This is a genomic window from Muribaculum intestinale (genome assembly GCF_002201515.1).
In the GTDB taxonomy this organism is placed as follows: domain Bacteria; phylum Bacteroidota; class Bacteroidia; order Bacteroidales; family Muribaculaceae; genus Muribaculum; species Muribaculum intestinale.
The window spans coordinates 2,235,912-2,248,922 of the sequence record NZ_CP021421.1; the positions used below are offsets into that span (position 1 = coordinate 2,235,912).

A 13,011-nucleotide genomic window follows, 5' to 3' on the forward strand; every position below is an offset into this window, starting at 1 on the left:
TTGTGTGCTGATGTATAAAATTACCTTATCATCGCATCTCTCCGGCGCTTTTTGCCTTGTTCTTCAGTCACGTAGCTACGGCTACGCTCCTTCATCACAAGACAAAAATCACTCAGAGATATGCGACCCCAGCGTTAACAAATATTGGGGAACGGGGTCTTATATGAAACAATCAAGAGGTGCATCGCAATAAGTGGATGCACCTCTTGAGCAGGCGGGGCACCTCTGTCGTTTTATCCGTCGACAGAGGTGTCGATTTATTCGGCAGCATTGTCGGCTGCTATATTGTGTTTCTCTGCATATGTTTCTTTGATAGTGAATACACAGAATGCGCCTATGATGAGGAGTGCGCCTGCAAATACTATCATATTAAGCTGGTGGAGGCCACCGAATAGCTTGAAAATTACGCCACCCAATACGGCTGCGACAATCTGAGGTATGGTTATCGTACCGTTGAACAACCCGAGGTACGCACCCATGTGCTTTCCGCTGATTGAGTTGGTGAGTATGGTGAATGGCATGGCGAGCATTGCGGCCCATGCGGTGCCGACGAGGAAATAGCTGATAAACAGCAGCCATTTGTCGGAGAATGCCAGGGTAGATATGAATCCGATTCCTCCGATTATTAGCGAGGCAAAGTAGGCCATGCGGCGGTTGCTGAAGCGAGGAAGCACAGCCGCCCATATTACCGATCCGATAGCCTGGACTGCGAAAAGTATGCCGTTCCAGTTGCCGGCCTCCTGATAGAGGGCCTTGTTGATGGGGTCATTGGCAAGCTGAGGGTCGGGATTCCATCCGAATGCCTGTTCGGCTATTCCGCCGGCATTGTAGGTCCACATGTACATGAACGCACACCAGCAGAAGAATTGTACGAGACCGACAGTCCAGAATACTTTGGGGGCTTTTACCAACAGATGTATGCAGTTGGCTTTCTCCTCTTCCTGCTCATCGGTTATGCCGTGGTAGGCGGCATATTCAGCGGGTGGCATTTCCTTCACCTTAAAGAATGTATAGGCCACACAAGCTATGAGGATAGCTGCTCCTCCGTAGAATGAGAAAGTGACGGAGTCGGGCACCTGATTGCCCGGAGCGTCATTACTGATTCCTACCCATGCCAGCATGAACGGGAATATTAATCCGACTACCGACCCTGCATTGCACAGGAAGCTCTGGATGGAGTATGCGAGGCCTTTCTGCTTTTCATTGACCATGTCGCCGACAAGCATTTTAAAGGGCTGCATTGATATGTTGATTGATACGTCGAGCATCATCAGGGAGAAAGCACCGAATATGAGCGCTCCGGCTACCGCAAAGTGGAAACTTCCGGCATTGGGGAGGAGGCACATTACGATGACGGCCAGAATGGAGCCGAACAGCAGGTAGGGGAGGCGGCGTCCGAAGCGGTTCCATGTGCGGTCGCTCATAGTTCCGATGATGGGCTGTATGATTAACCCTGCAAGCGGTGGCAGAATCCAGAAATAACTCAGATTGTGGGGGTCGGCTCCCAATGTCTGGAAGATGCGGGAGATGTTGGCGCTCTGTAGCGCATAGGCTATCTGCACTCCGAAGAATCCAAAGCTCAGATTCCATAGTTTCCAAAATCCCAGATCGGGCTTGGCCATAGTTTTCATGTCGACGGGTTTAAAATTAACTATATCTTTAGAAACACTTGTCTTGCGACGGGCCTCTGTCGCAAATACCTGTGACAGGCCTACCGCAAAAATACATAATTTATTTCTCGCGGGCAAGAATCATCGCCGAGCGTGGCGCTACGGTAAGGGTGCCGCCATTGCTATTGCCTAATCCTTCGGCTTTGAGAGTACCATCTTCGGCGATTACAATCCATCGGGCTTTGGGTATCTTCACGGTGCGAGGCTGGTCAGAGCCATTGAATATCACTTTGATTTCTTTCCATGAGTCGCCGTTGGCGTTGTTTTTTATCGAATATGAGATGAGATTGTTTTGGCCTTTTGTGTCATCAAATACAATATTTTTTGCGAGTTCCTCGGAGGTAGTCATGCGGAATGCCGGATGGGTCTTGCGAAGTTTTATGAGTTCGACGTAGTAATCGAACAGGTCGGCGTTCTCGTTTTTTAGATTCCAGTCTATCGCATTGATTGAGTCGGGCGACTTATATGAGTTGTGTACACCTTTCTTGTCGCGGAATATCTCTTCGCCGGCAAAGATGAAAGGAGTCCCCTGGGATGTAAACACGATTGTCTGGGCAAGTTTGGCAGCGCGCTGCCGGTCGGCTACAGACTCTTCAGGAAGTGACTTGGCGAGTTTGTCGGTAAGGGTGAGGTCATCGTGGCAGGATACGTAGTTGATTACCTGTGTTGGCGACAGAGCATACGGCGCCTTTGAATTGTTGCCTTTTGAGTAATCGACCTGAGGATGGGCTGTCGCTCCTACGATGCCTATTTTTACGGTTTCCTCAAGTCCTGGTTTTCCTGTGGCGAAGCCTCGGTCGGTCTCGTCGGTATAATGGCCTTTGATAGCGTCGCGTATATCGTCGGAGAATACCGCTATCTGTGGCATTGCGCTTACATTGTCTTTAAGCGCCCGTTGTGCTACCGGCAGGGGTGAGTCTCCGGCAGTCCAGCCTTCGCCATATACAAATATGTCAGGATTTATTTTTTTAAGTTCGCGCGCCACCTCGTTCATTGTCGTGGTGTCGTGTATCGCCATAAGGTCGAAGCGGAATCCGTCGATATGATATTCCTTGGCCCAATATTTTACTGAGTTGACAATGAAGTTGCGCATTTGTTGGCGTTCGGATGCAGTTTCGTTGCCACATCCCGATGCATCGCTGTAGCTTCCGTCCGGGCGATGGCGGTAGTAGTATCCGGGCGCTGTAAGAGAGAAATTAGAACCGTCGTTTTCAGCTGTGTGGTTGTATACCACATCCATCACTACGCCGATACCGGCATCATGAAGGGCCTTTACCATCTCTTTCATTTCCGACACCCTGGTAGAAGGATTTGCCGGATTGGTGGAGTATGAGCCTTCGGGTGCGTTATAGTTCTGAGGGTCGTATCCCCAGTTGTAGGTGTTGGCGGGCAGATTGGCTTCGTCCACGCTGTTATAGTCGTATGAGGGGAGTATGTGTACGTGTGTGACTCCGAGTTCTTTCAGATGGTCAATGCCGGTTTTATCACCTTTGGGATTTGTTGTTCCATGTTCGGTCAATGCCAGAAATTTACCTTTTGAGGCTATTCCGGATGATGGATGCATGGAAAAATCACGATGGTGCATCTCGTATATCACTGCGTCGTTGATATTCTTTATCGTCGGACCTTTATCGTTGTCCCAGCCTTCGGGATTGGTGGCGTCGAAATCGATAATTGCACCGCGGTTGCCGTTTATGCCAACTGCCTTAGCCCATACTCCGGGTGTTTCGTCAAGCCATTTGCCATTGTGAAGTATCTGGAATGTATAAAATTTACCATATAGTTTCTGTGGAATACCGGCAGTCCATGTGCCGTTCTTGTCCCGGGTCATTTCTATGGTCTGTTCCGAAGCGGAATTGCGCCCGGTAGGATATATTTTCAGCCGTACGGCCTGTGCCGACGGCGACCATAGCCTGAAGTGTGTTCCGGAGGCGTTTAGTGTCATTTCAAGGTCAGAGCCGTTGTACGTCTCGTAGGTTGAATATATGGCGTCGGGATTCTGCGCTAACGCATCTGTGGCCGAGACCATAGGCAGGGATGCAATGAGAGTGCTCATGCAGATAGGGATGAAATGGATTTTCATGTTGTGCTATAAGACTATTGAACTCAGTTGGTAGGTTGGCCGTACAAGGCTCCTCTGAGACTTGTATGAGATAACATAGTGTGTCCGTGGTAGATGCCTTGATTAAATGACATCGCCCTCGGGAATCACTCTACTTACTTGTTGAAAAACTATCTTATAAAATCTGGTGTATATTATTATAGTAGGGCAATGATGGCTGAAAAAACAGTATCATGCAAGAGAGGGGAGGAGAACGTTATTTTATAATATAGCCCGTCTATTCATCGATAATATACGGGCCAGTCATCAAAATCAAAACAGTCATCCAACATAATATTGGATGCTGCAATAGTACCGATTATCTTACAACGACTTTTTTTGACCAACTGGCGCATTTGATTATATAGCATCCGCGCGGGAGGTCGATGAATGTACTGCCGGATATGTCGACTGATTTTACCATCTGTCCTGTTATTGAATAGATGTAGAAAGTGCTTGTGGATTCTCCCTGCACCGTAATCTCAATGCCGCCGCTTGACGGCCTTACAGACGGGGTGTTGTCAATGGCCGAGATGCGTTCATCGGCATTGGACTGCGCATTGGCTGTGACCGACCCGAAAGCCAGTCCAGTAACGAGCATCAATGTCATAAATGTTTTTTTCATTCGGCAATTGTTGGTTTGATAATCTTATGAAATGAGAGATTTATCCTCTCTTTTCGATGCGAAATTAGTAATTTTATTGTGGATATCATAATTCGCATTGGTTAAACTCTGTTAAATGCTCTTTTTGACACAATAAATGGTCATATCTTTGAAATATGAAGATTGTCAATAATATTCTTTTTGCTGTCATGCTGTCCGCGGGCAATTGTTTTGCGATATATGGCCGGGAATCGGATGACAAGGATAATTATCCCCATCCGTATAGCCGGAGTGAGTGTCATGTTCCGGGTCATTACGGACATGGAGGCCGGACTTTGCGTGACTGCTGTCCACAATATATTATAAGTAATGGTCGGGTGTATTTTGACGGCCGTGAGGTTAAGGATGCTTCGGCTTCCGGATTCAAGTCACTTCCCGACGGTTATGCGCTTGATTCATGGAATGTATATTATTGCGGCAACAGGATTGATGGTGCGGCATCGCAGTCGTTCAGAGTACTTGGATATGGCTATGCAGTTGACTCATGGAGGGTATATTATTCCGGAGAGGTAATGAAGGATGCCTCGTCTGCATCATTTGAAATACTCCATGACTGGTATGCCAAAGACAGGTGGAATGTATATTTCGATGGCAAAAAAATTGAAGACGCTTCTCCTACCGATTTTGAAGTCCTTGGGGCGGGTTATGCCAAAGATAGGTGGAATACCTATTATTTCGGGCATAAGATAAATGAATAGCCGATGCGTACACGTAAGACGATAATATTTATACTTCTCGGAATTGCAGCTGTCATTCTTTTTGTGATTGACATGGCTACGGGGGCGATTCCGATACCTTTAAGTCAGGTTGTCGCCGCCATTGCCGGCGGCGACTGTCCGGAGATGACGGCACGTATCGTAATCAATATACGTCTTGTAAAGGCTGTCGTGGCTCTTCTTGCCGGAGCAGCGCTCAGTGTGAGCGGTCTTGAGATGCAGACTCTTTTCCGTAATCCGCTTGCCGGACCTTATGTGCTTGGCATAAGTTCCGGTGCATCTCTGGGTGTGGCTTTGTTCATCCTTGGCGCTCCTCTTGCCGGATTGTCAGGATACGTTGATTCGATAGGAATTGTGGGTGCTGCGTGGATAGGGGCGTCGGCGGTGCTTGCTGTGATAGCGTTTGTTGGCCGAAGAATTACCGATATAATGGTAATACTGATTCTTGGCATTATGTTCTCGTCGGGGGTCAGTGCGATAGTTCAGGTGTTGCAGTATCTTAGCCATGAGGATGCACTTAAGTCATTTGTAATATGGACTATGGGATCGCTTGGAGAGGTGACTATATCGCAACTTATTGTTGCAGTTCCGGCTGTTATTGCTGGTCTTGTGCTTGCTGTGGCTGCCGTAAAACCGCTCAATCTCTTAATTCTTGGTGAGGATTACGCACGCTCTATGGGGCTTAATCCGTTGCGGAGCCGCGCTCTGTTGTTTATGTCGACAACACTCCTTGCGGGCACTGTTACTGCGTTCTGTGGCCCTATCGGATTTATCGGTATGGCACTTCCGCATGTCGCACGCATGCTTTTTTCAGATGCCGACCATAGGGTACTGATTCCGGCCTGCATGCTTGTAGGAGCCGATGTAATGCTTGCCTGTGATATAATATCCAAATTTTTCACCGTGCCTGTCAATGCCATTACCGCGCTCTTCGGGATTCCTATAGTGGTGTGGGTAGTGGTCAAAAATAAACCTGTTACTGCCTGACATTATGATAAAGCTGACCGATTTCTCCATAGGATATGGCGACAGAATGCTGATAGAAGGCGTCTCGACGAGCATTCCTGCCTCATGCCTTACGGCACTTATAGGGCGCAACGGAGCAGGAAAGTCGACTCTTCTGCGTGCGATAGGCGGCCTTAATCCACGATATAATGGACGGATTGAGATTGACGGACATGACCTGCGCACACTGCAGCCGCGCGACATGGCCCGGATGATAGCTTTTGTTACCACAGAGCGTGTGAGGGTGGCGGGGCTTACGTGTAGCGATGTTGTGGCATTCGGACGCGCTCCATATACCGGATGGTCGGGGCGTCTGTCGGAATCTGACCGTACGGTTGTGGCCGATTCTCTGTCTGCCGTAGGGATGGAGCAATATGCACTGCGCAGAATGGATCGCATGAGTGACGGTGAATGCCAGCGTGTGATGATTGCAAGGGCATTGGCACAGGACACTCCGGCCATACTGCTCGACGAGCCTACATCATTTCTCGATTTGCCCAATCGGTTTGAACTGTGCTCGCTTCTCGCCTCACTGGCTCATGACAGAGGCAAGTGTGTGATTTTTTCAACTCATGAGCTTGATATTGCGCTTCATATGGCCGACTCCATAATGCTTGTCGACTCTCCGGCGCTATTCAATCTGCCGGTAAAGAATATGATTTCCGAAGGCCATATCGACAGGATATTCCATCTGCCTGAATGGATGAAAGCCGGAATGCCTGTATGACGGTACTCGGATATGCCGTGTCAGTTTATAATCAGATTCTCTTCGGGATATTCTACCGGAGGATCGCGTCGGTCACCGGCCACGCCAACAAGCAGGGATATTATGCCTACACGTCCGAGAAACATGGCTGTGCAGAGCAGTATCTTGGATGAGGTGTGAAGACTGTCGGTGATACCAAGTGATGAGCCTACAGTAAACAGACCGGAGATACTCTCGAATATAACAGCCTTCGGAGGCAGTTCCGGTTCAAGTACCAGCATGGCGACTACATAAAACAGCAGACTCACTATTGAAAGAGTTACCACTGCATTGGCGCGGCGTATCGACCCGATTGATATTTTACGGTTGAATGCCGTCACGCGTGTCCGCCCTGTCACTATGGCCCGTAGATTGAGCAATATGGCGGCCAGAGTATTTACTTTTACACCTCCGGCAGTGGATTGTGCGGCTCCTCCTACCCACATCTGAAATATCACAATCACAAGGGTGACATCAAGAAACATTGCCGGATTTACCGATACAAACCCGGAGCTTCGCGGAGTGGTTGAGTTGAACAGCGCTTGTACCCACTGTACCCACGGGCTCATGCCCTCAAGAGTGTTGTGCCGTTCAAAGAACCAGAATAGCAATATGCCGGCCACAAATATTACTGTGGTGGTGTACAGTGCGATTTTTGTATTGAGATTGCATATGTGCACATTGCGCTGGCTATATCGTCTGCCTCTGATTCGGTTCCATATCCGGCGCAATATATCTATTGTCATGTCGCGGAAGTTTACGAGTATCGGAAATCCGATGGCTCCGGCTATTACTATTAGGCTTATTACTATATATACCGACTGGTCGGAATTCATGAGACGCGGATTGCTCAGTCCTCCCGGCAGATTTGAGAATCCGGCGTTGCAGAAAGCCGACAGTGAATGAAATAGCGAGAACACAACCTCTTCCTCAGGACTCATGCCAAGTAGCCCGTGTACCGACAGCCATACTCCTGCGGCTCCTATAGCTTCGATTGTAATGGTGAAGCCCAGGATATACAAAAGTGTCGGCAACAGTGAATTGATGTTTTGAGATGATATCATGTCTTTAATCATCATCTGGTTGTAAATCGATGTATTGCCGCTGAAGAACAGTGCAAAAAAACTGGTGAATGTCATTACTCCAAGTCCGCCGATTTGTATCAGCAGTCCGAGCACGAGCAGCCCAAGGGGGGTGAATGTCGTGGCCACATCAATGGTGGTCAGACCGGTTATACATACTGCGCTGGTGGCTACAAATAAAGAGTCGGCATAACTTATAGGGTAGAGTGTACACTTTGGCATCATCAGCAGAAATGAGCCAAGGAATATAAACACAAGAAAACTAACCGACAGTATGAGAGACGGGTTGGTGTGTTTCCCCATAGCCTGTACGGTAGTATAGCATATATCTGTAAGCGCATAGGCCAAGAGTACGGCTACCAGGAATTTACGGCTGTATAGTATTGTCGACAGCCATGGCAGCCAGGGGGCGTCGGTACGGGGATATATGGCTGGAAGCAGAGTCACGAGTACCGCTATGTCTACAATCCATTTTATTACTTTGGTGTAGGTGATGGTACGACGGTAATCGAATATCAGGCTGAACAGTATCCTCACCACATATATCCACTGTATGGCCTTGAACCATACCATCATTGACTTCACTTCTGCAGGAGAACGGTCGTAGCCGAGATAGGCAATGAAAAGAGCCACACATGCCATTGAGCCCAATACGGTCGCTACTCCAAGAATACTGCCGGCGATATCTACCGCCGGCCGGTTGCGGCGCAGAGTTCGCTGCCACCGGTGTGACAGTGTGAGCTTTGCTATGGCTGATAACCGGCTCTTTATATTCATCGTCCTGACGTATATTATGCCTTCGAGTCCTGTCGGGCCGCTTCTTTCTTGGCTTTTATGGCTGCTTTTCGCCGATCTTCGGCGGCATCGCGTACAGAGCGCTGCGACAGTGAGTTTGTAATGTATACCGTGAATACAGGGAATAGAATGAGGCCTTCTGCCGCAAGAATTACGCCGAGCACTTTTCCGGTAGGGGTTATGCAGTTGATATTGCAACCTACGGTGGTCACATCCATAAACGCCCACCACAGGGCCGACCAATATGTGCTGACACCGGGATTTATATAGTGTTCCTCTATAAAGAACATCAGACTGGCGAAATACACTGTGGCTATTAAAAGTCCGAGGTATGTGGCAAAAAGCCCGGATATTTTATTGGAGAACAGAACGCCGAGTACCAGAGCAAGCACATACCCGGCGCGTATCATCGGCACAAAGCGTATCAGATACTGCATCTCCGGATTGAGTTCTATGCCATAATAGGCTATTATATTTATGTATGGAATGCTTACCAGCAGGAAGAATATGTGAGTGAGTACATAATGCCATTTTCGTGGATATATGAAAAATTCCACTACTATATCAAATATGAAGAACATGCATATCCAGAACTGAATATTCATGTACTGCTGGCTCGCAAGGAAAGAGATGTTGTGGAAAGAGTCCCAGGAAATAAGCACAATAAGGCCAATTGAAGCTATCAGCACGAGTGTATGCAATATCTTCACAATTCTTATCTTGTGTGGCGATAGACGGTCTTTACCGCTTTTCCCGCCAGATACGGGCGCCTTAGATGTATCCGGTGCGGTTGTCGCATTAGCTGCCGGAGTCGTTTCAGTGGTTGCCATTTCCTAACATTAAATAGTTGAATACATATACGTAATAATTTTTACGACTTACTTATGCCGAGGCTACTGTATGTGTGGTTACGGCTATGGTTAGATAACGCCGCGGACATGTCAATGGTTTTACCGGTGTGGTGCAACTTGCATAAATTCCGCAAATAGGCTAACTTTGCATGCGTGAGCATATCAGGCCGTCGCATATCCGTAATAAGTCTGCTGGCTGTCGTGGCTCTGGCTGTTATGTTTGCAGCCTGTAGTTCGACACGCCATGTGCCGCAGGGACAGTACCTTGTGGACAAGGTGGATATTACCGTTACAGATAATGCGGATATAAGTGAGGAGCAGCTGGTAAACTATCTTCGCCAGACACCTAACCATAAGGTGCTCGGCTTTCTTAAACTTCAGCTTGCCACATACAATATGTCGGGACGCGATACAACCAAATGGTATAACCGCTGGGTGCGCAAGCTGGGGCGTCCGCCTGTAATTTATGACCAAGAACTTACCGATGCCTCGGTATATCAGCTTCACCATGCTCTTATCAACAAAGGATACCTTGATTCCGAGGTTACAGTCGATACCGTGCATACGGGCAAAAACCGGAAGGTAGAAGTGGAATACATGATAAAAGCCGGGCTTCCACATTATGTCTCCACTATAGATTACAACATACCCGATTCGGCCATAGCGGCCCTTGTGGCCCAAATACCTCGGCGTAATCGTCTGACTCCAGGCGATCTGCTTGACAGAAACCGTCTTGAAGAGATACGCTCAGGCATATCCGACATGTTACGTGACCATGGCTACTACGCTTTTTCAAAAGATTATATAACATTTGTAGCCGATACCGCCGAGGATGCCCGCGATGTAAATCTCACGCTTAATCTGCGGCAACCGTCAGCACAGAGTCCCGACAGACGGCATCTTACATATCTTGTCGACAAGGTGGTGTTTGTCACTGACTATAATCCGGGTACCGATTACGGCAACTATGATTTCAAGGGGCAGGATACAGTGCGCTATCGCGATATCACAGTGCTATATGGCTCTGACCATTACCTTAGGCCACAGGTGCTGTATGAGGCTTCGCACATCATGCCCGGACGTCTGTTCAGTCAGCATGAGGTCGACCTTACATATGAGGCGCTTGGGCGTCTTGGCATACTGCGCTATGTAAATATTGACATGCGGCGGGCGGGCACCTCTCCCGACGGGCAACCGCTGCTGGATGCCTATGTGCTCCTTACGAGAGGAAAGAAGCAAGGTGTGTCGCTTGAGCTGGAAGGCACCAATTCAGAGGGCGATTTGGGTTTCGGTATCGGCCTGACATACCAGCACAGAAATCTCGCTCATGGTGCCGAACTCCTGTCGGCAAAATTCCGCACGAGTTATGAGAGCCTTTCGGGCGACTTTAACGGATTGATAAACAACCGATATATGGAGTATGCCGGAGAAATAGGCATAACATTTCCACAGTTTGAGGCGCCGTTCCTGTCTTACGATTTTAAACGCCGAATCAAAGCCACGACTGAATTTTCCGTATCGTTCAACTACCAGGAACGTCCCGAATACACTCGCATAATCGCAGGTGCGGGATGGAAATACCGATGGGCAAACCGTCAGAATACATTACGCCACCGTTTTGACCTCGTGGATGTGAACTATGTGTATCTGCCAAAGTCGACAATCGATTTCCTCAACCAGATAGCACCGTCCAACCCACTGTTGCGCTACAGCTACGAGGACCACTTCATATTGCGTGCCGGCTACAGCTATTATCGTACAAATAAGCGTCAGCCGTCGGGTAATACGCTTGGACGAGTTTTGTTTCAACCGAGTGTGTTTACTATCAGAGCCAATTTCGAGCCTGCCGGAAATCTTCTGTATGCTATTTCATGCCTTACCGGACAGAAGCGTCATGACGACGCATACCGTATTTTCGGAATACAGTACGCACAGTATGTCAAGGCCGATGCCGATTATACGTTTACCAAAGCCCTGGGGCCGCGCTCGTCGGTATCGTTTCATGCGGGACTGGGAATCGGGGTTCCATACGGTAACTCACGTATGCTGCCTTTTGAAAAGCGTTTCTATGCCGGAGGTGCCAACAGCGTGAGAGGATGGGGGGTACGAACTCTTGGCCCCGGACGCTATGCCTCACGCAATTCAGTCACTGACTTCATCAACCAGTGTGGCGACATCCGTCTTGATTTGAGTATCGAGTATCGTACCAAGCTATTCTGGATACTTGAAGGTGCTTTTTTTATAGACGGTGGAAATATATGGACTATACATAACTACGATAACCAGCCCGGCGGATTCTTCCGTTTCGACTCATTCTACAAAGAAATTGCCGCCTCATATGGCATAGGATTGCGACTCGATTTCACGTATTTCCTTTTGCGCCTTGACCTCGGTATGAAAGCTGTAAATCCTGCGCTTGACGAATACAGATGGCCTATTATACGCCCTCGCTGGGGACGTGATGCAACTTTTCACTTCTCTGTCGGTTATCCTTTCTGAGGATTTTGATTTCTCGACAATACACTACATCATTAAAATTTTTTCCAGAGATGAAACAACTCGTAATATTTGACCTTGACGGTACTTTGCTGAATACTATCGACGATCTTGGTACCGCTACAAACCATGCTCTGGCCACTCTCGGGTTTCCAAAGCATCCGATATCTTCATATCCGGCTATGGTAGGCAACGGGGTGAGGCGCCTTTTGCAGCGTGCTCTGCCCTCCGGGCTTGATACTGATGAAAATATAGGGAAGATGAGGGCAGCGTTTCGAGAATACTATGATGAACATTGTACCGATACTACTGTAGCATATCCAGGCATACCCGAGCTTCTTCATGAACTTCAGTCGCGTGGTATAAAACTTGCTGTCGCATCCAACAAATATCATGAGGCTGTGGTAAGATTGATAGGACATTTCTTTCCCGATATTGACTGGGCCGTGGTTTCGGGGCATAAAGATGGAGTCCCTACAAAACCGGATCCTTCGGTGGTATTTGAAATTCTCACGGTAGTCCCTACGCCTAAACTTCAAGTGCTTTATGTCGGTGATTCAGGTGTGGATATAGAGACAGCGCGGCGTGCTTGTATCGAGTCGGTAGGAGTCACATGGGGATTTCGCCCGGTGTCTGAGCTGAAAGCGTTCTATGCCGATCATATTGTTTCGTCGCCTGATGCTATTCTGGCACTTACCGAAAAAGATATCAATATATAAAATCATTTGTCGGGAGGTACGCTTGGCTTAATAATATGGATTCAATATACATGAACGAATAATTGATGTATAAATGTGATTTTGTTGAAATATCCAGGCCGTTTTGATGGCAATAATTGGAATAAAAAGCGTAACTTTGCACCGTCAAACTTAATTTGAATATAAGC

Annotated in this window: 10 protein-coding genes; 5 read left to right on the forward strand and 5 right to left on the reverse strand. The window is 48.0% G+C overall.

What is annotated here, in order from left to right; all coding sequences use genetic code 11:
* Positions 1 to 257 precede the first annotated feature (257 nt).
* The 3 genes from ADH68_RS09010 to ADH68_RS09020 form a co-directional block, all read right to left on the reverse strand.
* Positions 258 to 1,631, reverse strand: coding sequence for an MFS transporter (locus tag ADH68_RS09010; protein WP_068961098.1), 1,374 nt, complete (start codon positions 1,629 to 1,631; stop codon positions 258 to 260).
* A 100-nt stretch (positions 1,632 to 1,731) separates the two neighbouring features.
* A complete protein-coding gene (gene pulA, locus ADH68_RS09015) occupies positions 1,732 to 3,753 on the reverse strand; it encodes a type I pullulanase (RefSeq protein WP_068961097.1) in 2,022 nt (673 codons plus the stop codon).
* A 337-nt stretch (positions 3,754 to 4,090) separates the two neighbouring features.
* Positions 4,091 to 4,396, reverse strand: a complete 306-nt coding sequence (locus tag ADH68_RS09020; protein ID WP_068961096.1) for a T9SS type A sorting domain-containing protein — start codon at positions 4,394 to 4,396, stop codon at positions 4,091 to 4,093.
* Between the two features lie 188 nt (positions 4,397 to 4,584).
* On the opposite strand from ADH68_RS09020, the gene ADH68_RS09025 reads away from it, so the two are divergent.
* From ADH68_RS09025 to ADH68_RS09035, 3 genes are read left to right on the forward strand one after another with little or no spacing between them, the layout of a single operon-like run.
* Positions 4,585 to 5,133 (forward strand): DKNYY domain-containing protein, encoded by a 549-nt coding sequence (locus tag ADH68_RS09025; protein WP_255201337.1) that lies wholly within the window; start codon positions 4,585 to 4,587, stop codon positions 5,131 to 5,133.
* A 3-nt stretch (positions 5,134 to 5,136) separates the two neighbouring features.
* Positions 5,137 to 6,138, forward strand: coding sequence for a FecCD family ABC transporter permease (locus ADH68_RS09030; protein ID WP_068961094.1), 1,002 nt, complete (start codon positions 5,137 to 5,139; stop codon positions 6,136 to 6,138).
* A gap of 4 nt (positions 6,139 to 6,142) precedes the next feature.
* Positions 6,143 to 6,883 carry an ABC transporter ATP-binding protein gene (locus ADH68_RS09035; RefSeq protein WP_068961093.1) on the forward strand — a complete coding sequence of 247 codons (741 nt, stop codon included), beginning with the start codon at positions 6,143 to 6,145 and terminating at the stop codon, positions 6,881 to 6,883.
* 20 nt (positions 6,884 to 6,903) lie between these two features.
* Here ADH68_RS09035 and ADH68_RS09040 read toward each other — a convergent pair whose 3' ends face one another.
* Together ADH68_RS09040 and ADH68_RS09045 are read right to left on the reverse strand one after the other, a co-directional pair.
* The gene (locus ADH68_RS09040; protein WP_068961092.1) at positions 6,904 to 8,760 is read right to left on the reverse strand and encodes a TrkH family potassium uptake protein; all 1,857 of its coding nucleotides are present in this window, start codon (positions 8,758 to 8,760) and stop codon (positions 6,904 to 6,906) included.
* A gap of 14 nt (positions 8,761 to 8,774) precedes the next feature.
* Positions 8,775 to 9,608, reverse strand: a complete 834-nt coding sequence (locus ADH68_RS09045; protein ID WP_107033561.1) for a potassium channel family protein — start codon at positions 9,606 to 9,608, stop codon at positions 8,775 to 8,777.
* A gap of 174 nt (positions 9,609 to 9,782) precedes the next feature.
* Between ADH68_RS09045 and tamL the strand changes: the two genes are divergently transcribed.
* Together tamL and ADH68_RS09055 are read left to right on the forward strand one after the other, a co-directional pair.
* On the forward strand, positions 9,783 to 12,128 hold the full coding sequence (gene tamL / locus ADH68_RS09050; RefSeq protein WP_232321357.1) for a translocation and assembly module lipoprotein TamL: 2,346 nt from the start codon (positions 9,783 to 9,785) through the stop codon (positions 12,126 to 12,128).
* Positions 12,129 to 12,178: 50 nt separating this feature from the next.
* The gene (locus ADH68_RS09055; RefSeq protein WP_068961091.1) at positions 12,179 to 12,844 is read left to right on the forward strand and encodes an HAD family hydrolase; all 666 of its coding nucleotides are present in this window, start codon (positions 12,179 to 12,181) and stop codon (positions 12,842 to 12,844) included.
* Positions 12,845 to 13,011 lie beyond the last annotated feature (167 nt).

Bases quoted from the DNA above. Each gene is read 5' to 3' on its own strand.
- ADH68_RS09040 (WP_068961092.1), bottom strand. From the start codon at position 8,760: ATGAATATAAAGAGCCGGTTATCAGCCATAGCAAAGCTCACACTGTCA.
- ADH68_RS09025 (WP_255201337.1), top strand. From the start codon at position 4,585: ATGCTGTCCGCGGGCAATTGTTTTGCGATATATGGCCGGGAATCGGAT.
- pulA (WP_068961097.1), bottom strand. From the start codon at position 3,753: ATGAAAATCCATTTCATCCCTATCTGCATGAGCACTCTCATTGCATCC.
- ADH68_RS09035 (WP_068961093.1), top strand. From the start codon at position 6,143: ATGATAAAGCTGACCGATTTCTCCATAGGATATGGCGACAGAATGCTG.
- ADH68_RS09055 (WP_068961091.1), top strand. From the start codon at position 12,179: ATGAAACAACTCGTAATATTTGACCTTGACGGTACTTTGCTGAATACT.
- ADH68_RS09045 (WP_107033561.1), bottom strand. From the start codon at position 9,608: ATGGCAACCACTGAAACGACTCCGGCAGCTAATGCGACAACCGCACCG.
- ADH68_RS09020 (WP_068961096.1), bottom strand. From the start codon at position 4,396: ATGAAAAAAACATTTATGACATTGATGCTCGTTACTGGACTGGCTTTC.
- ADH68_RS09030 (WP_068961094.1), top strand. From the start codon at position 5,137: ATGCGTACACGTAAGACGATAATATTTATACTTCTCGGAATTGCAGCT.
- ADH68_RS09010 (WP_068961098.1), bottom strand. From the start codon at position 1,631: ATGAAAACTATGGCCAAGCCCGATCTGGGATTTTGGAAACTATGGAAT.